Consider the following 20,775-nt stretch of genomic DNA (forward strand, 5'->3'; position numbering starts at 1 on the left):
TGAGGCCGTGCGCCGCCACCGTCATGGGACGACGGCGCCAAGGATCTTGACGGACCGTCAGCCGCTGGTGCGGGGGCGGACGCGGCGCGTGGGCGGGGAGCCCGGAGCCGGGGTGGGGCCCGTCTGGCAGGACGGGCACCAGTACGTCGGGCGCTCGCGTGACCCGTCGCCCTGGTCGGCCACCCGGACGGGAGTCCCGCAGCGCAGGCAGGGGCGGGTCGCGCGGCCGTAGACGAAGAGGGCCGGGCCGTGGCCGCCCGTCGTGACGCGGACGGGACGGTCGCGGTTGGCCTCCAGGAGCTTCTTGGCGAGGCCGGGCAGTTTCGCCGCGCGGTCGGCGGGGAGCGCGCCGGCGGGGAGCCAGGGAGTGACGCCGAGCAGGAAGCAGATCTCGCTCTTGTAGACGTTGCCGATGCCGGCGAGGTTGCGCTGGTCGAGGAGGGCCTCGCCGAGGGGCCGGGCCGGGTCCGCGAGGAGGTTGGCGAGGGCCCGCCCGGGGTCCCAGTCCGGGCCCAGCAGATCGGGGCCGAGGTGGCCGACGACCTGCTCCTCGTCGGCGGTGCGCAGGAGTTCGAGGACGGGGAGCCGGTAGCCGACGGCCGTGCGGTCGTGGGTGCCGAGGACGGCACGGATCTGGAACGCCGGGCCGCCCGTCCAGCGCTGGTCGTTCGCGTACACCTTCCAGGAGCCGTCCATCCGCAGGTGGGAGTGGAGCGTCAGGCCGCCTTCGACGCGGGCGAGGAGGTGCTTGCCGCGTGCGGTGACGTCCAGGACGGTGCGGCCGGTGAGATCGGCGGTGGCGTACTTGGGCACGCGGAGGTCGGTGCGGGTCAGCACCTTGCCCGCGAGGGCCGTGTGCAGCCGCTTCGCGGCCTGTTGGACCGTGTCACCTTCGGGCATGGGTCAAGGGTCGCACGCGGGTGGGACAGGGCGCGGTCGTGCCGAACGGGGCCGGGGCCGGGTGGAGCCGCGTCGGGCGGGTCCGCGTCGGGCGTACCGGGGTCGTCATGCTCGTAGCCGCAGGCCCCGGGGGGTCGCGACGAAGCCTGCTCCTTCCAGGAGGCCGCCCAGGGAGGACGTCAGGGCCGGGGTGCCGTTGACGCGTTCCACCGTGACCGTGCCGAGGGAGCCCGCGCGGGCGGCCGCGGCGAGGGCCTCCGCCGCGGCGTGCAGGCGTGGGTCGTCGGCCGGAGCGGTCTCGCCGTCCGGCGTGGAGGGCCAGGCCAGCAGGGTCTTTCCGCCGCGCTCCATGTAGAGGGTCAGTTCGCCGTCCACGAGCACCACCAGGGAGCCCGCCTTGCGGCCGGGCTTGTGGCCGGCGCCGGTCGGGGGTTCGGGCCAGGCCAGGGCGGCGCCGTAGGCGTTCGCGGGGTCGGCCGCGGCCAGCACCACGGCCCGGGAAGCGGGGGCGGGCGCACGGCGGCGCCGGCCGGAGGATCCGGAGGCGTACGGGAAGCCGCCGCCCCGGGGTCCGCCGGCGCGCGGGGAGTCGAAGTCGCGGGGGGAGACGTAATCGCCCGGGGCCGCCGGGGAGACCGGGGCGTCGTCGAGGCCGGGGATCTCCCAACCGAGGTCGTCGGAGGGGGAGGTGTCGGGGAAGGCGAAGCCGTCAGGGGTGTCGTCCGCCTCGGCGGGGCCGGGCAGGGACTCCTCCCGGTCCCGGGCGTTCGCCACCGCGCGGACACGGTCCACGGCGCCGTCCATCGCGAACTGCGCCGCACCGAGGCCCTCGACCACATAGCCGCGCCGCGCCTGGCCGCTCTCCTCGAAGGCGGACAGGACGCGGTACGTCGCCGAGAAGCCGCCCTCGACGCCCTCGGCCGAGACCGCGCCCCGGGTCACCACGCCGTGCCGGTCCAGGAGGGTGCGGGCGAGGGCGTGGGCGCGCACGGTGGGATCGGGTTCCTGGGCCGGCAGGAGCGACCAGCGGCCGGCGACGGTCGGGGGGCCGCCGCGGGTGGCCGGGCGGGCGGCGGCCGTGAGGGAGCCGTAGCGCCCGCGCGGGACCGCCCGCTTGGCGCGGTGGGCCGTGGAACCCGCCGTGCGGCCCGAGCCCAGCAGGGAACGCATCGGTGCGAGCGTGTCGTTGGTGAGGCGACCGGACCAGGCCAGGTCCCACAGGGTGTCCGCGAGCTGGGGGTCGGTCGCCTCCGGGTGGGTGGTGGCGCGGACCTGGTCGGCGATCTGGCGGAAGAACAGGCCGTAGCCGCCCGAGAGGGCGTCCAGGACGGACTGGTGCAGCGCCGTCAGCTCCAGGGGGTGCGGTGGCGGCAGGAGCAGGGGTGCCGCGTCCGCCAGGTACACGGCGACCCAGCCGTCCTTGCCGGGCAGGGCGCCCGCACCGGCCCAGACCACCTCTCCGGCGGCGGTGAGCTCGTCGAGCATCGCCGGGGCGTAGTCCGCCACACGGGACGGCAGGACGAGCTTCTCCAGCGCGGAGGCGGGAACGGACGCGCCCTGCACCTGCTCGATCGCGCGCACCAGGCCGTCGACGCCGCGCAGGGCGTGGCCCTTGCCGATGTGCTGCCACTGGGGCAGGAACTGGGCCAGCGCGGCGGGCGGGACGGGCTCGAGTTCGTGCCGCAGGGCGGCCAGGGAGCGGCGGCGCAGCCTGCGCAGGACGGTCGCGTCGCACCACTCCTGGCCGATGCCGGCCGGGTGGAACTCGCCCTGGACGACACGGCCGCCCGCCGCGAGCCGCTGGAGGGCGCCCTCGGTGACGGCCACGCCCAGGCCGAAACGGGCGGCGGCGGTGGCCGAGGTGAAGGGGCCGTGGGTGCGGGCGTAACGGGCGAGGAGATCGCCCAGCGGGTCCTTCACCGGCTCGGTGAAGGCCTCGGGGACGCCGACCGGGAGTGCGGTGCCGAGGGCGTCGCGCAGACGGCCCGCGTCCTCGATCGTCGCCCAGTGGTCGGCGCCCGCGACACGGACCCGGATGGCGCGGCGGGCCGACGCCAGCTCCTGTGCCCAGTGGGGTTCCGCGCCGCGCTCGGCCAGCTCCGCGTCGGTGAGCGGGCCCAGCAGGCGCAGGACGTCGGCGACGCCTTCGACGTCCTTCACGCGCCGGTCCTCGGTCAGCCACTGCAGCTCCCGCTCCAGCTCGGTGAGGACCTCGGCGTCGAGGAGCTCGCGCAGCTCCGCCTGGCCGAGCAGCTCGGCCAGCAGGCGCGAGTCCAGGGACAGGGCGGCGGCGCGGCGCTCGGCGAGCGGGGAGTCGCCCTCGTAGAGGAACTGGGCGACGTAACCGAACAGCAGGGAGCGGGCGAAGGGGGACGGCTCCGGGGTGGTGACCTCCACCAGGCGCACCTTGCGGGACTCCAGGTCGCCCATCAGCTCGACGAGCCCGGGGACGTCGAAGACGTCCTGGAGACACTCGCGGACCGCCTCCAGGACGATCGGGAACGAGCCGAACTCGCTGGCCACCTGGAGCAGTTGGGCGGCGCGCTGCCGCTGCTGCCACAGGGGGGTGCGCTTGCCCGGGTTGCGGCGGGGCAGCAGCAGGGCGCGGGCCGCGCACTCGCGGAAGCGGGCCGCGAAGAGGGCGGAGCCGCCGACCTGATCGGTGACGATCCGGTCGACCTCGCCCTTGTCGAAGACGACGTCCGCCGCGCCGACCGGGGCCTGTTCGGCGTCGGCCGCCGTGCGGAAAGGGGCGCCGGGCTCCACCGGCTCCTGGTCGAGCAGGTCGAGGCCCATGAGGTCGGCGTCCGGCAGGCGCAGCACGATCCCGTCGTCGGCGTGCATGACCTGGGCGTCCATGCCGTACCGCTCGGAGAGCCTGGCGCTCAGGGCGAGGGCCCAGGGGGCGTGGACCTGGGCGCCGAAGGGGGAGTGCACGACGACCCGCCAGTCGCCCAGCTCGTCCCGGAAGCGCTCCACGACGATCGTGCGGTCGTCCGGGACGTGGCCGCAGGCCTGGCGCTGTTCGCGCAGGTACGCCAGGACGTTGTCCGCGGCCCAGGCGTCCAGGCCGGCGGTCAGCAGACGCAGGCGGGCGTCGTCCTCGGGGAGGGAGCCGACCTCGCGCAGGAACGCGCCGACCGCGCGGCCCAGCTCCAGGGGGCGGCCCAGCTGGTCGCCCTTCCAGAACGGCAGGCGCCCGGGGACACCGGGGGCGGGGGACACCAGGACGCGGTCGCGCGTGATGTCCTCGATGCGCCAGGAGCTGGTGCCCAGGGTGAAGACGTCGCCGACCCGGGACTCGTAGACCATCTCCTCGTCGAGCTCGCCCACCCGGCCGCCGCCCTTCTTGGGGTCGGCGCCGGCCAGGAAGACGCCGAACAGGCCGCGGTCGGGGATCGTGCCCCCGGAGGTCACGGCGAGACGCTGGGCTCCTGGGCGGCCGGTGATCGTGCCGGCCACGCGGTCCCACACCACCCGCGGCCGGAGCTCGGCGAAGGCGTCGGACGGGTAGCGTCCGGCCAGCATGTCGAGGACCGCGGTGAAGGCGGACTCGGGGAGCGAGGCGAAGGGCGCCGCGCGGCGGACCGCGGCGAGCAGGTCGTCGAACTGCCAGACGTCCATCGAGGTCATGGCGACGAGCTGCTGGGCGAGGACGTCCAGCGGGTTCGCCGGGACCCGGAGGGACTCGATGGAGCCGGTGCGCATGCGCTCGGTGACCACGGCAGCCTGCACCAGGTCGCCGCGGTACTTCGGGAAGACCACGCCGGTGGAGACGGCTCCGACCTGGTGGCCCGCGCGGCCCACGCGCTGCAGGCCCGAGGCCACGGAGGGCGGCGACTCGACCTGGACGACGAGGTCGACCGCGCCCATGTCGATCCCCAGCTCCAGGCTGGAGGTGGCCACCACGGCGGGCAGCCGGCCTGCTTTGAGGTCCTCCTCCACCAGCGCGCGCTGCTCCTTGGAGACCGAGCCGTGGTGGGCGCGCGCGATGACCGGAGGGGCGCCCTGGGCGGCGCCCGAGCCGCCCATGAGGTCGGCCGGGGCGTGGTGCTCGTCGAGCGGCTCGCCGGTGGCCCGCTCGTAGGCGATCTCGTTGAGGCGGTTGCAGAGGCGCTCCGCGAGGCGGCGGGAGTTGGCGAAGACGATCGTGGAACGGTGGGACTGGACGAGGTCGGTGATCCGCTCCTCGACGTGCGGCCAGATGGACGGGCGTTCCGCCCCTTCGGAGCCGTCCGCGACCGGGGAGCCGCCCAGCTCGCCCAGGTCCTCGACCGGGACGACCACCGAGAGGTCGAACTCCTTGCCGGACTCGGGCTGGACGATCTCCACCTTGCGGCGCGGGGAGAGATAACGGGCCACCTCGTCGACCGGGCGGACGGTCGCCGACAACCCGATGCGGCGGGCCGGCCTCGGCAGCAGCTCGTCCAGGCGCTCCAGGGAGAGGGCCAGATGGGCGCCGCGCTTGGTGCCGGCCACGGCGTGCACCTCGTCCAGGATCACCGTCTCGATGCCGGTCAGCGCGTCGCGGGTGGCCGACGTCAGCATCAGGAACAGGGATTCGGGCGTGGTGATCAGGATGTCCGGGGGGCGCGTGGAGAGCGCGCGCCGCTCCGCCGCGGGCGTGTCGCCGGAGCGGATACCGACCTTGACCTCCGGCTCGGGCAGGCCGAGACGCACGGATTCCTGGCGGATGCCCGTCAGGGGGCTGCGGAGGTTGCGCTCCACGTCGACGGCCAGGGCCTTGAGCGGGGAGACGTACAGGACGCGGCAGCGCTTCTTCGGGTCGGCCGGCGGGGGCGTCGAGGCCAGCTGGTCCAGGGCGGCGAGGAAGGCGGCGAGCGTCTTGCCGGAGCCGGTGGGCGCCACCACCAGCACGTCCGAGCCCTCGCCGAGGGCCCGCCACGCGCCCGCCTGGGCCGCGGTGGGCGCGGAGAACGCCCCCGTGAACCAGCCGCGGGTCGCGGGGGAGAAGCCGTCCAGGGCTCGGTGTGCGTCGCTGACCATGCGTCCATCGTGCACCCGGGGTCTGACAATGCGGCCGACCCGCGGGGTGGCGGGGCGCGCACCGGACCGGGCCGCGGATCGTGCCGCGGGCGTCGTGCGCGACGGCGGGGGAGCGACTGAGGGGGAGGGGCGGTGGTGGGGCGCGGCCGTGGCGGCGCGTCGCCGAGAATGGGGGCATGGCGGGATCGGGCGACGTGGCGAGGCACTGGCAGTACGCGGAGCTGCCGGGCGTCGACCTGCTGCGGGCCCGGTACGTGCGGAAGAACTTCGTGCGGCACACCCACGAGCACTTCGTGATCGCCGGCATCGTCGAGGGCGTGGAGGTCTTCCACCACCGCGGGGGCGACCAGTACGCCGGGGCCGGGGCGCTGGCGCTGGTCAATCCCGACACCCCGCACACCGGGCGGGCCGGTGTCCCCGAGGGGTGGCGGTACGGGGCCCTGTACCCGTCCCCGGAGGTCGTGGCCGCGATAGCGGCCGAGACGACCGCGCTGCGCGGGACGCCGGGGTTCGTGAACCCGGTGCTCGACGATCCGTACACCGTCACGCTGGTGCAGCGCGTGCTGCGGGCCGCGGACGAGGGCAACGCGCTGGCCGCCGACACCTTGCTGCGGGTCGCCGTGACGCGCCTGCTGCGACTGAACGGCGGCGTGCTGCCGACGCGGCGGGTGCGCACGGCCGGCGGCCCGGTCGCCGCACGCGCGCGTGCGGTGCTGGAGGAGCGGATGGCCGATCCGCCGACGCTGGAGCAGCTCGCGACCGATCTCGGCACCAGCCCGTTCGCGCTGCTGCGCGCGTTCAGGGACGCCTACGGGATGCCGCCCCACACCTGGCTCACCGACGCGCGGGTCCGACGGGTGCGGCGGCTGCTGGACGCCGGGACGGCGCCCGCGGAGGCGGCACTCGCGGTGGGGTTCACCGATCAGCCGCACCTCAACCGTCACTTCGCGCGGATCGTGGGCGTGCCGCCGGGCGCCTACCAGCGGGAGCGCAAGAACGTACAAGACCTGCGGCGGTGACCGCTCCTACCGTCGGACGGGTGGCAGAACAGACAGCTGCAGAACACACGGCTGCAGAACAGACAGCGCTCGCGGACACACGCGACGGCCGGGGCGGGAAGCCCGACGCGGCCGTCGTACGGGACGCCCTCGGCGTGGGGGTGGCCGTGGGACTCTCCGGGTTCGCCTTCGGAGTGACCTCGGCGGGCAGCGGGCTCACCGTGTGGCAGACCTGCGCGCTCAGCCTGCTGGTGTTCACGGGCGCCTCCCAGTTCGCGCTCGTCGGAGCGCTCGCGGCGGGCGGCAACCCGTTCACGGCGGCCGCGGGGGCCTTCTTCCTGGGCGTGCGCAACGCCTTCTACGGCCTGCGCCTGTCGCAGGTGCTGGCCCTCCCGCGCGCGGTGCGCCCGTTCGCCGCGCAGTGGGTGATCGACGAGACGACGGCCGTCTCGCTGGCGCAGCGGGACCGGCGCGGCGCCCGGATCGGCTTCTGGGTCACCGGGCTGAGCCTCTACGTGCTGTGGAACCTCACCACGCTGCTGGGCGCCCTGGGCGCCGAGGCGATCGGGGACACCGACGCCTGGGGGCTCGACGCGGCCGGCCCCGCCGTCTTCCTGGCGCTGCTCGCCCCCATGCTGAAGACCCCCACCGAGCGGATCGCGGCCGGTGGCGCGGTGGTCCTGGGGCTCGGCCTGCTGCCGGTCCTGCCGGCCGGGGTGCCGGTCCTGGTGGCCGCGCTCGCCGCGCCGCTCGCCCTCTGGGACGAGGGCCGTCGCACGGCGCGGCGGCGCGACGAGCCGGGGGAGGGGCGGCGGTGAACACCTGGATCGCGATCGGCGTGACCGTCCTCGGCTGCTACGCCGTCAAGCTCGCCGGGCTGCTCGTGCCCGCGGACGCGCTCGAACGGCCCCTCGTCCGGCGGCTCGCGGCCCTGGTGCCGGTGGCCCTGCTGGCCGCCCTCACGGCCCAGCAGACGTTCGCCGACGGGCGGGCGCTCGTGCTGGACGCGAGGGCGGCGGGGCTGGTCGCGGCCGCCGTGGCGCTCGTCCTGCGGGCGCCGTTCCTGCTCGTCGTCGCGGCGGCCGTGGTGGTGACGGCGGGGGTGCGGGCCGTCGGGGGCTGAGAGGGCGGGGCGGGGCGGGACCGGGCAGGGCGGCCGGATGCTCCGGCCGGCCGTCGGCGGTGGGGACGTCGGCCGCCGGCGGCCCGGACACCGGGGGTCCGGACGCCGGCGGTGCCGGTGTCAGCCGATCGGGCGGCCGTACGCCCTCAGGGTGTGCAGGGCCTCGATGGTCGCCATGGGGCGCGTCTCCAGGGCGGTGCCCGGTGCCCAGCGGCGCCGTCGGATCGGCCAGCCGCCGTCCTCCTGCTGCTCGCCGGCGAGGAAGTCCAGGGACCGTTCCATCTCGGCGTCCGTGAACCACGCGCGCGCGAGGGAGCCGGACGTCCGCGCGAAGTCGTGCGGGAAGTGGTGCTCGCCCGGGGCGTAGCCGGACGGGACGGGGCGCGTGTCCAGGCCGTCCGGGTCCAGGACGGCGAGCCGCTGCCCGCGGACCAGGCGGCCCAGGCGGTCGGCGGCCGCTTCCGCGCGCGGGCGGTCGGGGGCGGAGTCCAGGAAGGCCACGGCGGCCTGGATCTCGTACGGGTGGGACGCCTCCAGGGAGTCCACCGCCCGCCAGCAGAAGTCCGTCGCCCTGAACAGCCAGGCGTGCCACACCTCGTTGCGGTGGAGGATGCCCACCACCGGACCCGTGGACAGGAGCTCGCTGGGCGGGTCGTCGACGATCGGGACGAACGGGGCGGCCGGGTAGCCGCGCTGGCCGGGGTGGACCACCGGGAGCGCGCCGTCGGGGGCGGAGACGGAGGTGAGGTAGCGGCACACCCGCTCCACGCGCCGGCCGGCGCAGCGGCCCAGGGCGTCCAGGACGCGCAGGGCGCGCGCGACGTGCAGGGGCTGGCTGACGGGGCCGCGCAGATCGGGCTCCAGTGCGTGGCCGTATCCGCCGTCCTCGTTGCGGTAGGCGTCGAGCGCGGTCTCGACGGGGTCGGCGCCGCCGTGGAGGAAGTGGTACGCGAAGAGGCGCTGCTCCAGCACGCGCGCGGTGAGCCAGACGAAGTGCTCGGCGCGGAAGAGCGGGGTGCGCGCCGGGGGTGCGGAGGGGAGCGGGGACGCTCCTGTTTCGGCCATGCGTCAGACCGTAGGGCGGAAAGCGTTCTCGGCAGGCGGTCCCGGCCGGGGCCACCCCCGGGGGCGGGATACTGGTGTCATGCGGTTGACGGTCTTCTGGCAGCGGATGGCGGAGCACTTCGGTACGGGCTACGCCGACACCTTCGCGCGCGACCATGTGATGACGGAGCTCGGCGGACGCACGGTGCACGAGGCGCTGGCGGCCGGATGGGACGCGAAGGACGTCTGGCGCGTGGTGTGCGCGGTGATGAACGTTCCGCAGGAGAGGCGCTGATCCGCGACGAAGATCGCAGGGGGGTCTCCGATCGCCGGTGCGGTGGGCGAGACTTGGTCCGTGGCACCCACTGACGAGTCGGGGCAGCTCGCCCCCCACCCTTCCTTCCCGGGCACGACACCGCCCACCGGGCCTCCGGCCGGCGCCGAGGCCGCGCCGGGCGCGGGCATGCCGCGCTGGCTCCCGCGCGCGCTGGTGCTCGCGCTCGCCCTCGTCGGCGCGTTCCAACTGGGCACCTGGGCCTTCCACCAGCTCATCGGCCTGCTGACCAACATCCTCATCGCGTTCTTCCTGGCCCTCGCCATAGAACCGGCGGTGAGCCGCATGGCCGGCCGCGGGATGCGCAGGGGCCTCGCCACCTTCCTGGTCTTCTTCGGCCTGCTGGTCGTGGTCGCCGGCTTCGTCACCCTGCTCGGCTCGCTCCTCGCGGGGCAGATCATCAAGATGATCGACGGATTCCCGGACTACCTCGACTCGTTGATCAACTGGACCAACACGACGTTCCACACCGACCTCCGGCGGGTGGACATCCAGGAGGGCCTGCTCCACTCCGACTGGCTGAAGAAGTACGCGCAGAACAGCGCCGCGGGCGTCCTGGACGTCTCCACCCAGGTCCTCGGCGGCCTCTTCCAGCTGCTGACGATCGCGCTGTTCTCGTTCTACTTCGCCGCGGACGGGCCCCGCCTGCGCCGGGGCCTGTGCTCCGTCCTGCCGCCGGCCCGGCAGACCGAGGTGCTGCGCGCGTGGGAGATCGCCGTCGACAAGACCGGCGGCTACCTGTACTCGCGCGGACTGATGGCGCTGATCTCCGGCGTGGCCCACTACGTCCTGCTGCAGGCGCTCGGCATCCCGTACGCGCCCGCCCTCGCCATGTGGGTGGGCGTGGTCTCGCAGTTCATCCCGACCATCGGCACGTATCTCGCGGGCGCGCTGCCCATGCTGATCGCCTTCACGGTGTCCCCCCTGTACGCACTGTGGGTGCTGATCTTCGTGGTGGTCTACCAGCAGTTCGAGAACTACATGCTGCAGCCGAAGCTGACGTCGAAGACCGTCGACATCCATCCCGCCGTCGCCTTCGGCTCGGTCGTCGCCGGCACCGCCCTCCTCGGCGCCGTCGGCGCCCTCATCGCCATTCCGGCCGTCGCCACCCTGCAGGCGTTCCTCGGCGCGTACGTGAAGCGGTACGACGTCACGGACGACCCCCGTGTCCACGGGCACCGCGGCCGGGGCGAGGGGCCGGGCCCGTTCACGCGCGCGCGGAGGCTGTGGAACAGCGCGCTGGAGCGTCTTGCCGGACCGGGGAAGCGGTCCCGCTGACCGTCCGCCGGCCGGGAAGCTCCGGCCGGCCCTTCCACCGGTCGATCCTTCCGCCGGCCGCGGCCGCGCGCGGGCCGCGCGGGCTGTCTCTCCGGGTGTGGCGAGCGTCTCGTCGCAGCGGGGCGAGGGCGTCCGCCCGGCCGGTCCCCCACGCGCCGCCGGGGTGATGCCGGGGCGTGCCGCGCGGAGGGGTCACGCGGTGACCCCGCAAGGGGCTTCGGGCGGTGTTCCGCGGGTGGTTGACGGCGGTGCCGAGGAGCGATCGCGGGCTCGGGAGTACCGCGTGGCGCGCTTGACACGAAAATCGAACATCCATTCTTATGGAGGCTCCGGCGAGGTGCTCGGTGGGGTTTTCGCCCCGGTTCGGGTAGGGAAATGTCCGAGTTATCCACAGGCCGGACCAGCGTCGGGGCGCATTGTCAGTGGCAGGCGTTAGCGTCTTTGACGTGAAGCGATCGACTCAAGCAAACCGGGTGGAACCCATGGCAGGAACCGACCGCGAGAAGGCCCTGGACGCCGCACTCGCACAGATTGAACGGCAATTCGGCAAGGGCGCGGTCATGCGCATGGGCGAGCGGTCGAAGGAGCCCATCGAGGTCATCCCGACCGGGTCGACCGCGCTCGACGTGGCACTCGGCGTCGGCGGCCTGCCGCGCGGCCGCGTCGTGGAGATCTACGGACCGGAGTCCTCCGGTAAGACCACGCTGACCCTGCACGCCGTCGCCAACGCCCAGAAGGCCGGCGGCCAGGTCGCCTTCGTGGACGCGGAGCACGCCCTCGACCCCGAGTACGCGCGCAAGCTCGGCGTCGACATCGACAACCTGATCCTCTCCCAGCCCGACAACGGCGAGCAGGCCCTCGAGATCGTGGACATGCTGGTCCGCTCCGGTGCCCTCGACCTGATCGTCATCGACTCCGTCGCCGCGCTCGTCCCGCGTGCGGAGATCGAGGGCGAGATGGGCGACAGCCACGTCGGTCTGCAGGCCCGTCTGATGAGCCAGGCCCTCCGGAAGATCACCAGCGCGCTCAACCAGTCCAAGACCACCGCGATCTTCATCAACCAGCTCCGCGAGAAGATCGGCGTGATGTTCGGCTCCCCCGAGACCACGACCGGTGGCCGGGCGCTGAAGTTCTACGCCTCGGTGCGCATCGACATCCGCCGCATCGAGACCCTGAAGGACGGCACGGAGGCGGTCGGCAACCGCACCCGTTGCAAGGTCGTCAAGAACAAGGTCGCGCCGCCCTTCAAGCAGGCCGAGTTCGACATCCTCTACGGCCAGGGCATCAGCCGCGAGGGCGGCCTGATCGACATGGGCGTGGAGCACGGCTTCGTCCGCAAGGCCGGCGCCTGGTACACGTACGAGGGCGACCAGCTGGGTCAGGGCAAGGAGAACGCCCGCAACTTCCTGAAGGACAACCCCGACCTCGCCAACGAGATCGAGAGGAAGATCAAGGAGAAGCTGGGCGTGGGCGTGCGTCCGGAGGAGCCCGCCGCCGAGCCCGGCGCGGACGCCGCGGCCGCCGCCGGCACCCCCGTGGACGACACCAAGACGGTTCCCGCTCCCGCAGCCAAGGCCGCCAAGACCAAGGCCGCGGCCGCCAAGAGCTGATCCGTGACACGACGAACGGACTGGGCCGAGTACGACGCCTGCCCCGGCGCCCCCCGGGAGCCGGGGAGCGGGGACGGCGTCGGCCCTGCCCGGGGCGGCGACGAGCGGCCGGACGGCGGTCCGTACGGGAGCGGCGGGGCCGACGGCGAGGGACGGCACCGCGGCGGCCGGGCCGGGCGCGGTGGTGAGGGCGGTCGGCGGAGCGGGCGCGGAGGCCGCCGCCGCGGCTTCGGTGAACCGTCCGCACAGGACGAAGGCACTTCCTCCTCGTCGAGGGCCGAGAAGGGGGAGTCTTCAGGGGACCCGGCTGAGCGGGCACGGGCGATCTGCCTGCGCCTGCTCACCGGGACCCCGCGCACACGGAAGCAGCTCGCCGACGCCCTGAGCAAGCGCGAGATCCCGGACGACGTGGCCGAGGAGGTGCTCTCGCGCTTCGAGGAGGTCGGGCTGATCAATGACAGCGCCTTCGCGGACGCCTGGGTCGAGTCCCGGCACCACGGCCGGGGCCTGGCCCGGCGCGCACTCGTCCAGGAGCTGCGGACCAAGGGCGTCGACTCGACGCTGATCGACGAGGCGGTCTCCCAGCTCGACTCCGAGCGCGAGGAGGCGACCGCACACGACCTGGTCGCCCGCAAACTGCGCTCGACCCGAGGCCTCGACCGCGACAAGCGGATCCGCCGCCTGGCCGGGATGCTCGCCCGCAAGGGCTACCCCCAGGGCATGGCCCTGCGCGTGGTCCGCCAGGCACTGGAGGAGGAGGGGGAGGACACGGAGTTCCTGGGGGACGCGGACGAGGACCTGTGAGCCGCGGACGGGACTCGGGGAAGCGGGGGCTCGCGAGACACGAGGGCCCTGTGCCGTTCCTTGACCGCACGACGCGGACACGGCACCGCTGTGCTGCCCGGTCGACGACCCGCTGGACGCCGCCTGCCGTCGCCGGGCTCGCTCACACGCCGGATGCGGCCGGGGGCGTCACCGGCAGTCCGGCCGCCCGCCACGCCTGGAATCCGCCCACGAGGTCGGTGGCCCGGCCCAGTCCCAGCCGGTGCAGGGACGCGGCCGCGAGACTCGACGCGTAGCCCTCGTTGCAGATGACGACGACCCGCAGATCGTGACCGGTGGCCTCGGGCAGACGGTGACTGCCCCGGGGATCCAGGCGCCACTCCAGCTCGTTGCGCTCGACGACCAGGGCTCCCGGGATCAGCCCGTCCCGCTCGCGCAGGGCCGCGTACCGGATGTCCACGAGCAGCGCCTCGCCCGCGCGAGCGGCCTCGAACGCCTCGCGGGCCTCCACGCGCGCGTACCCGTCACGCACCCGTTCGAGCAACTCGTCTATGCCCAGGGGCTGTTCGCCGCTCACTGCCAGTCCTCCGGGAGCTCGACCTGCTCCAGCCGCAGTACCTGGCCGGTACGGCTGTAGCGACGGATGCGGGGCAGCGGCGGGTAGTAGGCGTGGACGGAGATCGCGTGCTCGTCGGTCGACTCGTTCAGGACCTCGTGGACGTGGTGGTGTCCGAAGGCGCGGCCCCGGCCGGCGGGCAGCCGGCGCTCCCGGTCCACGCCCTCCGCCAGCTCCAGGGTCTTCCAGCCGTCGGTCGGCAACCGTGCGGCGAGCGCGTTCTCCTTGAGTTCGCCGCGCGCGGTGAGGAAGGCGCCCACGGAGTCGGCGTGGTCGTGCCAGCCGGTGCCGGTGCCGGGCGGCCAGCCGATCAGCCAGGCCTCGCTGCCGCCCGGCCCGTCCAGGCGCACCCAGGTGCGGCCCTCGGGGTCGAGAGGAAGTGAGGCGATCAGTTCGGCGTCGGCGGCCGTGCGCCGGACGAAGTCGAGGAGGTCCGCCTGCGTGGGCGCGGCGACGGCGGACACGGGGGCGACGGAAGGGGAGACAGACAACGGGTACCGTCCTGGAAGCGTTCGCGGGGGAGCGCGCGGCAGCGCGGGAGCGCACGGCGGCGCGCCGGTGGAAGAGGGGTGCGAATTCAGCAGGACGGACGACACACGCAGCCCGCGTAGCGGACGAGGTCCATATGGACCCTCCGCCACAGGCGCACACAGGTGTCGGTCACGATCCGGAGTAGACCATGCCGGTGCGCACCGGTCAACTCACCGTCACCCCGTGGACGCCGAGGTGACGGTGCGTGCGGTCGACCGATCACCACACCGGTGACGGCCGGCTCCGGCTCCGCCCCACCGCGGGGACCGGACGCCTCCGGGTGCCTCCGGCTTCCCCCACCGAGCGGACCCGGCTGCCCCGGTCACTTCGCCCCGGCCCCGGCTCCGGCCTCCGCCTCCACCGTCCCGCCCACCGCGGCCTCCGCCGCCGCGTACAGGTCGGCCGGGCGGACCCCGCTCAGCGCCGTGACGAGATGGCCGTCGGGCCGGATCAGCAGCACCGTGTGGGCGGCCGCGCCCGGGTAGCTCTCGGCCACCAGCAGCTCGGCGGGGCAGGGCAGAGCGGTCACCGCGGCGGCGAGCCGTGGCATGACCCCGGCGCCCACCCAGTGCTTGCGCTCCCACACGCCCGTGCCCGGCGCGATCAGCAGGACGAGCAGGGAGCCCCGGCCGAGCCGGTCCCGCAGCCGTACGAAGGAACCGTCCTCCGCCGTCACCCGCACGTCCTCGACGGGCGCGCCCGGGAGCGTGTCCACCGTGACCTCCGCGTCCAGCCGCTCGGGCGCGAGCGGGGAAGCGGCGTACGTGCCCGGCGAGCCCAGCTGGCCGCGGCCCAGATGGCCGTCCGTGAGCAGCGCGTCGTGGGTGCGGGCGGCGCCGGGGACGTACGCCCTTATGCCACCGCCGCCCCGCAGCAGCGGCAGCGCCTGGTCGGCGGCGCGCAGCCGGGCGGCCACCACCGCGCGCCGCTCGGTCTGGTAGCTGTCGAGCAGCGCCTCGCGCGGCCCGTGGTGCCAGGCCAGGGCGAGCTTCCAGGCGAGGTTGTCCGCGTCCCGCAGGCCCTCGTCGAGGCCCTGGGTGCCGAGCGCGCCGAGCAGATGGGCCGCGTCCCCGGCCAGGAAGACCCGTCCGGCCCGCCAGCGCCGCGCCAGCCGGTGGTGGACCGTGTGGACACCGGTGTCGAGCAGCTCGTACGGCGGGGTCGAACCCTCGCTCCAGCCCGCGAGGGTCTCGCGGACGCGGGCCACCAGGAGCTCGGGCGTGACGAGTTCCTTGCCGGGCGGCAGCAGCCAGTCCAGGCGCCAGACGCCGCCCGGCAGCGGACGTCCGGTGACTTCCCCGGCGGAGGGACCCGACGTCCGCCACGGCGGCGTCCGATGGAGCAACGCCCGGCCCGCCCAGGGAAGTTCCGCCCGCAGCGCGGCCACCGCGTGCCGTTCCACCGCCGTGCGGCCGGGGAAGCGGATGTCCTGGAGCTTGCGCACCGTGGAGCGGGGTCCGTCGCAGCCGACCAGGTAGCTCCCGCGCCACCACGTGCCCCGGGGGCCCCGGGTGTGGGCCGTGACACCGGAAGGTTCCTGCTCGAGCGCGTCCAGGCGGCTGTCGACGGAGATCCGCACCAGCCGCTCACCCGCGAGGGCCGCGCGCAGGATGCCGGTCAGCACGTGCTGGGCGAGGTGCAGGGGGGCCGGCTCGTCGTCGCCGAAGGTGATCTCGCGCGTCACCTGCCTGCGGCGCATCGCCCGCCATCCGGCCCAGCGGAGGCCGGCCTCGGCGAGGGACGTCCCGGTGAGCCGCTCGACCAGGGCGACGGTGTCCTCGTGCAGGACGACGGTGCGCGCGAGCCGCGGCTCGTCCTTGCCCGGACCCTCGTCGAGCACGATCGACGGCACCTCCTGACGCGCCAGCGCCAGGGCGAGCGTGAGCCCCACGGGCCCCGCTCCGACGATGATCACCGGGTCCACGGCGTGGCGCCCCCTGCCCGTGACGGTGTCCTCGGGGACGTGGGTGAACAAGAGGTTGGAGCAGGGTGCACGATCACAGAACGTATGCAACCTATTGCCGGTGCTTGCGTCAAGCGACGGAGGCAGTGGCGGGTCCGCCACTGCCTCCGTACAGGTCACACCACGTGAGTGGGTGTCAGACCTTGTCGATCGCGCCGGTCCCGTGGGTCCCGCCGGCCTCCGCCGCGTTGAGGTCCTCGACGTCCTCGGTGCCGAGCACCGCGCCCGTGCCGCGCTTGCTGCGCCGCAGCCGCCCCTCCAGCCAGGAGGCGAAGGAGGTGAGGATGAAGTTGAGGACGATGAAGATGATCGCCACGACGATGAAGCTGGGGACGACGTTGGCGTAGTTCGCCGCCAGCGTGCTGCGCGAGTTGAGCAGCTCGGTGAAGCCGAGCATCACGCCGCCCAGCGCGGTGTCCTTCACGATGACCACGAGCTGGCTGACGATGGCCGGCAGCATCGCGGTGACCGCCTGCGGCAGCAGGATGCTGGTCATCGTCTGGCCCTTGCGCAGGCCGATCGCGTACGCGGCCTCCGTCTGTCCCCGGGGCAGGGCCAGGATGCCGGCCCGGACGACCTCGGCGAGGACCGAGGCGTTGTAGAGCACCAGACCGGTGACGACCGCGTACAGAGGCCGCTCGTCGCTGCTGATGTCCGTGGAGCGGACGTAGAACTCGTTGGCGAACAGCATCAGCAGCAGCACCGGGATCGCCCGGAAGAACTCGACCACCACACCGGCCGGGACGCGTACCCAGCGGTGGTCGGACATGCGGGCGATGCCGAAGACCGCGCCCAGCGGGAGGGCGATGACCATGGAGAGCGCCGCGGCCTTCAGGGTGTCGCCGAGGCCGGGCAGCAGATAGGTCGTCCACGCCTCGGAGGTGGTGAACGGCTCCCACAGCGCCCACTCGAGCTGCTTCTTCTCGTCCATCTTCTGCCACATCCACCACAGCGCCAGGGCGAAGAGGACGACGAAGACGACGGACAGAAGGACGTTGCGCCGCTTGGCGCGGGGGCCGGGGGCGTCGTAGAGGACGGAGCTCATCGCTTCACCGCCAGTCGCTTGCCGAGCCAGCCGAGCAGCAGGCCGGTGGGAAGGGTCAGGACCACGAAGCCGAACGCGAAGACCGCGCCGATGGCCAGCGTCTGCGCCTCGTTCTCGATCATTTCCTTCATCAGGAAGGCCGCCTCGGGCACGCTGATCGCGGCCGCAACGGTGGTGTTCTTGGTCAGGGCGATCAGGACGTTGGTCAGCGGGCCGATGACCGCCCGGAACGCCTGCGGCAGCACGACGAGCCACAGCGTCTGGACGAAGCCCAGCCCGATCGCGCGCGCCGCCTCGGCCTGGCCGAGGGGCACGGTGTTGATGCCGGAACGGATCGCCTCGCAGACGAAGGCCGCGGTGTAGGCGACCAGGCCGAGCACCGCGAGCCGGAAGCCCTGGAGCTCGAAGTCATTGGCCGCGCCCATCGTCATGCCGAAGATGTCGGCGAGGCCGAGCGACGTGAAGACGATGATGACCGTCAGAGGGATGTTCCGGACGATGTTGACGTAGGCGGTGCCGAACCCGCGCATCAGCGGGACCGGGCTGACCCGCATCGCGGCCAGCAGGGTGCCCCAGACCAGGGAGCCGACGGCGGAGAAGACGGTCAGTTTGACCGTCATCCAGAACGCCGCGAGGACGTCGTAGCCTTCAAGAAAGTCGAACACGATCTCCCGCGCTTCCGGGTGTGTGGCGTACGTGGAGGAGGGCGTGGCGCGCCGCCGCCGTGATCGCGACGGTCGGCGGCGCGCCCGCGGGACCCCACGTCGGTCGCGGGGTCCCTACGGCAGCGGATGCCGCATGGCGTGCGGGTGGCGCCTTACCGGACGATGACGCCGATCTTCGGGGCCGGCTCGTTCTTGTAGTTCGCCGGGCCGAAGTTCTCGCTGACCGCCTTGTCCCAGGACTTGTCGCTGACCATCTTCTCCAGCGCGGTGTTGATCTTGTCGATCGTCTCCTTGTCGCCCTTCTTGACGCCGATGCCGTAGTTCTCGTTGCTGAGCTGCTCGCCCACCAGCTTGAACTGGCCCTTGTACTTGTCCTGCGCGGCGAAGCCCGCGAGGATCGAGTCGTCGGTGGTCACCGCGTCGACGGAGCCGCTCTGCAGGGCGGCGATGCACTCCGAGTAACCGCCCAGCTGCTTCAGGTTGGCCTTCGGGGCGATCTTGTCGCGGACGTTCTGCGCCGAGGTCGAGCCCGTCACCGAGCAGAGGTTCTTGCCGTTGAGGTCCTCACCCGCGGCGATCTTGGAGTCGGCCTTGACCAGCAGGTCCTGGTGGGCCAGCAGGTAGGGGCCGGCGAAGTCGACCTTCTTCTTGCGCTCGTCGTTGATCGAGTAGGTGGCGACGATGAACTTCACGTCACCGCGCGCGAGGGCGTTCTCGCGGTCGGCGCTCTTGGTCTCGACGAACTCGATCTGGTTCGGCTCGTAGCCGAGCTCCTTGGCGACGTAGGTGGCGACGTCCACGTCGAAGCCGGAGAAGGAGCCGTCGGGCTTCTTCAGGCCGAGGCCCGGCTGGTCGTACTTGATGCCGATCTTGATCTTGCCGCCGCCGCCGGAGCCGCTGCCGGAGTCGTCCTTGTCGTCCGAACCGCAGGCGGTGGCGGTCAGGGCGAGCGCGAGAACGGCGGCCGAGGCGGCGGTGACCTTGCGAAGCTTCATGACAACTTCCTTTGGATGATGCCTTCGGGGTGAAGGAATACGGGCCGTCGACAGGCGGGTGACGCAGTCGTCGGGGTGTGCGCCGGGGCGCCTCAGTGGTGAAGGATCTTCGACAGGAAGTCCTTGGCACGGTCGCTGCGCGGGTTGCTGAAGAACTGGTCCGGCGTGGCCTGCTCGACGATGCGGCCGTCCGCCATGAACACCACGCGGTTGGCGGCCGATCGCGCGAACCCCATCTCGTGGGTGACGACGATCATGGTCATGCCGTCCCGGGCGAGCTGCTGCATGACCTCCAGCACCTCGTTGATCATCTCCGGGTCCAGGGCCGAGGTCGGCTCGTCGAAGAGCATGACCTTCGGGTTCATGGCCAACGCCCGCGCGATGGCGACGCGCTGCTGCTGACCGCCGGAGAGCTGGGCGGGGTACTTGTCGGCCTGGGTGCCGACACCGACCCGGTCCAGGAGCTCGCGGGCCCTCTCCTCGGCCTTCCTCTTGTCGGCCTTGCGGACCTTGATCTGGCCCAGCATCACGTTCTCGAGCACGGTCTTGTGCGCGAACAGGTTGAAGGACTGGAAGACCATGCCGACGTCGGCGCGCAGCCGGGCCAGCTCCTTGCCCTCCTGGGGCAGCGCCTTCCCGTCGATGGTGATCGTCCCCGCGTCGACCGTCTCCAGGCGGTTGATGGTGCGGCACAGCGTGGACTTGCCGGACCCGGAGGGCCCGATGACCACGACGACCTCACCGCGGGCGATCGTCAGATCGATGTCCTGGAGAACGTGCAACGCGCCGAAGTGCTTGTTGACGCTCTTCAGGACGACCAGCTCGTCGGGCGCGGCCGCGTCTTCCTTGGCCACCGATACTTCGGTCATCGCTCTCGGGCTCCGTCCTCCTCGGTTTCGGAGGACAGTAGTAACCAGTCTCGACCAGCGTCATTACATCTGAGGGGAATCTGAGCATCACGATCCGATAGCAATCGGACACGTGTCGTAGCACTTGTGACCTGCGCGCGTATCGGCCGGATAACGGAAGCCGCGCGCAACCGGAACCCCCTTGACGGCGTCCTCGTCCATCAGCGTGACTGCCTTCGTGCACACGCGCGTGGGCACGGCTTCGGCGTGCGCCGGAACCGGACGCCGCGGTCGCACGACTCCACAGGAGCCGACCCGTACGCCCGACGAACCGAAGGAGGCCGGGATGAGACTGCTGCTCGTCGAGGACGACAACCACGTCGCCGCCGCGCTGTCCGCGGTGCTGAAGCGGCACGGGTTCGACGTCACCCACGCGCGCAGCGGCGAGGAGGCCCTGCAGGCGCTCGTCCCGGAGGGACCCGGCTTCGGGGTCGTCCTGCTCGACCTGGGCCTGCCCGACCAGGACGGCTACGAGGTCTGCGGCAAGATCCGCAAGCGCACCTCCACCCCGGTCATCATGGTGACGGCCCGCTCCGACGTGCGCTCCCGCATCCACGGCCTCAACCTCGGCGCCGACGACTACGTCGTGAAGCCCTACGACACCGGCGAACTGCTCGCCCGCATCCACGCCGTCAGCCGGCGCACCGTCCCGGAGGACCCGGCCGCGGCCGGCGAGGGCGCGCTCAGCCTGGGCCCCGTGCACATCGAGCTGCCCACCAGACGCGTCACCGTCGACGGCTCGGCCGTCCAGCTGACCCGCAAGGAGTTCGACCTGCTCGCGCTGCTCGCCCAGCGGCCCGGTGTGGTCTTCCGCCGCGAGCAGATCATCAGCGAGGTGTGGCGCACCAGCTGGGAGGGGACCGGGCGCACCCTGGAGGTGCACGTCGCCTCCCTGCGCGCCAAGCTGCGCATGCCCGCGCTGATCGAGACCGTACGAGGCGTCGGCTACCGGCTCGTCGCCCCGGCCGCGTAGCG

Annotated in this window: 19 protein-coding genes; 8 read left to right on the top strand and 11 right to left on the bottom strand. The window is 73.2% G+C overall.

Annotated elements, in window-relative coordinates:
• Positions 1 to 57: 57 nt before the first annotated feature.
• Together ACH4F6_RS15980 and ACH4F6_RS15985 are read right to left on the bottom strand one after the other, a co-directional pair.
• Positions 58 to 900 (bottom strand): Fpg/Nei family DNA glycosylase, encoded by an 843-nt coding sequence (locus ACH4F6_RS15980; protein WP_397960753.1) that lies wholly within the window; start codon positions 898 to 900, stop codon positions 58 to 60.
• Between the two features lie 105 nt (positions 901 to 1,005).
• Positions 1,006 to 5,907: a DEAD/DEAH box helicase gene (locus ACH4F6_RS15985; RefSeq protein WP_397960754.1), complete on the bottom strand. Its 4,902-nt coding sequence runs from the start codon at positions 5,905 to 5,907 to the stop codon at positions 1,006 to 1,008.
• Positions 5,908 to 6,083: 176 nt separating this feature from the next.
• Here ACH4F6_RS15985 and ACH4F6_RS15990 point away from each other — a divergent pair, with 176 nt between their 5' ends.
• Genes ACH4F6_RS15990 through ACH4F6_RS16000 form a run of 3 tightly spaced genes read left to right on the top strand, consistent with a single transcriptional unit; the run spans position 6,084 to position 8,028 of the window.
• Entirely contained in the window at positions 6,084 to 6,926 is an 843-nt protein-coding gene (locus tag ACH4F6_RS15990; RefSeq protein ID WP_397960755.1) for an AraC family transcriptional regulator, read from the top strand.
• A 20-nt stretch (positions 6,927 to 6,946) separates the two neighbouring features.
• Positions 6,947 to 7,723 (top strand): AzlC family ABC transporter permease, encoded by a 777-nt coding sequence (locus ACH4F6_RS15995; protein ID WP_397960756.1) that lies wholly within the window; start codon positions 6,947 to 6,949, stop codon positions 7,721 to 7,723.
• Complete coding sequence (locus ACH4F6_RS16000) at positions 7,720 to 8,028, top strand: AzlD domain-containing protein (protein ID WP_397960757.1); 309 nt, start codon at positions 7,720 to 7,722, stop codon at positions 8,026 to 8,028. Before ACH4F6_RS15995 ends, ACH4F6_RS16000 begins: the two co-directional genes overlap by 4 nt.
• Before the next feature lie 120 nt (positions 8,029 to 8,148).
• Here the strand turns inward: ACH4F6_RS16000 and ACH4F6_RS16005 are convergent, their stop codons facing one another.
• Complete coding sequence (locus tag ACH4F6_RS16005) at positions 8,149 to 9,093, bottom strand: hypothetical protein (RefSeq protein ID WP_397960758.1); 945 nt, start codon at positions 9,091 to 9,093, stop codon at positions 8,149 to 8,151.
• A 79-nt stretch (positions 9,094 to 9,172) separates the two neighbouring features.
• Here ACH4F6_RS16005 and ACH4F6_RS16010 point away from each other — a divergent pair, with 79 nt between their 5' ends.
• From ACH4F6_RS16010 to recX, 4 genes are all read left to right on the top strand, one after another.
• A complete protein-coding gene (locus ACH4F6_RS16010) occupies positions 9,173 to 9,367 on the top strand; it encodes a DUF3046 domain-containing protein (protein ID WP_397960759.1) in 195 nt (64 codons plus the stop codon).
• Between the two features lie 60 nt (positions 9,368 to 9,427).
• Positions 9,428 to 10,684 carry an AI-2E family transporter gene (locus ACH4F6_RS16015; protein ID WP_397960760.1) on the top strand — a complete coding sequence of 419 codons (1,257 nt, stop codon included), beginning with the start codon at positions 9,428 to 9,430 and terminating at the stop codon, positions 10,682 to 10,684.
• A 482-nt stretch (positions 10,685 to 11,166) separates the two neighbouring features.
• Positions 11,167 to 12,294, top strand: coding sequence for a recombinase RecA (gene recA, locus ACH4F6_RS16020; protein WP_397960761.1), 1,128 nt, complete (start codon positions 11,167 to 11,169; stop codon positions 12,292 to 12,294).
• 3 nt (positions 12,295 to 12,297) lie between these two features.
• Complete coding sequence (recX, locus tag ACH4F6_RS16025; protein WP_397960762.1) at positions 12,298 to 13,098, top strand: recombination regulator RecX; 801 nt, start codon at positions 12,298 to 12,300, stop codon at positions 13,096 to 13,098.
• Positions 13,099 to 13,240: 142 nt separating this feature from the next.
• Here the strand turns inward: recX and ACH4F6_RS16030 are convergent, their stop codons facing one another.
• The 8 genes from ACH4F6_RS16030 to ACH4F6_RS16065 all read right to left on the bottom strand — a co-directional run bounded on the left by ACH4F6_RS16030 (position 13,241) and on the right by ACH4F6_RS16065 (position 19,761).
• The gene (locus ACH4F6_RS16030; protein ID WP_397961121.1) at positions 13,241 to 13,660 is read right to left on the bottom strand and encodes a rhodanese-like domain-containing protein; all 420 of its coding nucleotides are present in this window, start codon (positions 13,658 to 13,660) and stop codon (positions 13,241 to 13,243) included.
• Entirely contained in the window at positions 13,651 to 14,184 is a 534-nt protein-coding gene (locus tag ACH4F6_RS16035; protein WP_397960763.1) for a cysteine dioxygenase, read from the bottom strand. Before ACH4F6_RS16035 ends, ACH4F6_RS16030 begins: the two co-directional genes overlap by 10 nt.
• Before the next feature lie 86 nt (positions 14,185 to 14,270).
• Positions 14,271 to 14,318: a hypothetical protein gene (locus ACH4F6_RS16040; RefSeq protein ID WP_309506048.1), complete on the bottom strand. Its 48-nt coding sequence runs from the start codon at positions 14,316 to 14,318 to the stop codon at positions 14,271 to 14,273.
• A gap of 228 nt (positions 14,319 to 14,546) precedes the next feature.
• A complete protein-coding gene (locus ACH4F6_RS16045; protein ID WP_397961123.1) occupies positions 14,547 to 16,148 on the bottom strand; it encodes an FAD-dependent monooxygenase in 1,602 nt (533 codons plus the stop codon).
• Between the two features lie 175 nt (positions 16,149 to 16,323).
• The gene (locus tag ACH4F6_RS16050) at positions 16,324 to 17,232 is read right to left on the bottom strand and encodes an amino acid ABC transporter permease (RefSeq protein ID WP_397960764.1); all 909 of its coding nucleotides are present in this window, start codon (positions 17,230 to 17,232) and stop codon (positions 16,324 to 16,326) included.
• Positions 17,229 to 17,897, bottom strand: a complete 669-nt coding sequence (locus tag ACH4F6_RS16055; protein ID WP_397960765.1) for an amino acid ABC transporter permease — start codon at positions 17,895 to 17,897, stop codon at positions 17,229 to 17,231. The genes ACH4F6_RS16050 and ACH4F6_RS16055 overlap by 4 nt, the downstream gene beginning before the upstream one ends.
• 152 nt (positions 17,898 to 18,049) lie before the next feature.
• Positions 18,050 to 18,892 (bottom strand): glutamate ABC transporter substrate-binding protein, encoded by an 843-nt coding sequence (locus tag ACH4F6_RS16060; protein ID WP_397960766.1) that lies wholly within the window; start codon positions 18,890 to 18,892, stop codon positions 18,050 to 18,052.
• Positions 18,893 to 18,984: 92 nt separating this feature from the next.
• Positions 18,985 to 19,761, bottom strand: coding sequence for an amino acid ABC transporter ATP-binding protein (locus ACH4F6_RS16065; RefSeq protein ID WP_397960767.1), 777 nt, complete (start codon positions 19,759 to 19,761; stop codon positions 18,985 to 18,987).
• A gap of 325 nt (positions 19,762 to 20,086) precedes the next feature.
• On the opposite strand from ACH4F6_RS16065, the gene ACH4F6_RS16070 reads away from it, so the two are divergent.
• Complete coding sequence (locus tag ACH4F6_RS16070) at positions 20,087 to 20,773, top strand: response regulator transcription factor (protein ID WP_397960768.1); 687 nt, start codon at positions 20,087 to 20,089, stop codon at positions 20,771 to 20,773.
• Positions 20,774 to 20,775 lie beyond the last annotated feature (2 nt).

This window comes from Streptomyces sp. NPDC017936 (assembly GCF_044328485.1).
In the GTDB taxonomy this organism is placed as follows: domain Bacteria; phylum Actinomycetota; class Actinomycetes; order Streptomycetales; family Streptomycetaceae; genus Streptomyces.

Coding starts and splice junctions, on each gene's coding strand:
- ACH4F6_RS15980 (WP_397960753.1), bottom strand. CDS start 900: ATGCCCGAAGGTGACACGGTCCAACAGGCCGCGAAGCGGCTGCACACG.
- ACH4F6_RS15985 (WP_397960754.1), bottom strand. CDS start 5,907: ATGGTCAGCGACGCACACCGAGCCCTGGACGGCTTCTCCCCCGCGACC.
- ACH4F6_RS15990 (WP_397960755.1), top strand. CDS start 6,084: ATGGCGGGATCGGGCGACGTGGCGAGGCACTGGCAGTACGCGGAGCTG.
- ACH4F6_RS16005 (WP_397960758.1), bottom strand. CDS start 9,093: ATGGCCGAAACAGGAGCGTCCCCGCTCCCCTCCGCACCCCCGGCGCGC.
- ACH4F6_RS16010 (WP_397960759.1), top strand. CDS start 9,173: ATGCGGTTGACGGTCTTCTGGCAGCGGATGGCGGAGCACTTCGGTACG.
- recA (WP_397960761.1), top strand. CDS start 11,167: ATGGCAGGAACCGACCGCGAGAAGGCCCTGGACGCCGCACTCGCACAG.
- ACH4F6_RS16050 (WP_397960764.1), bottom strand. CDS start 17,232: ATGAGCTCCGTCCTCTACGACGCCCCCGGCCCCCGCGCCAAGCGGCGC.
- ACH4F6_RS16060 (WP_397960766.1), bottom strand. CDS start 18,892: ATGAAGCTTCGCAAGGTCACCGCCGCCTCGGCCGCCGTTCTCGCGCTC.
- ACH4F6_RS16065 (WP_397960767.1), bottom strand. CDS start 19,761: ATGACCGAAGTATCGGTGGCCAAGGAAGACGCGGCCGCGCCCGACGAG.
- ACH4F6_RS16070 (WP_397960768.1), top strand. CDS start 20,087: ATGAGACTGCTGCTCGTCGAGGACGACAACCACGTCGCCGCCGCGCTG.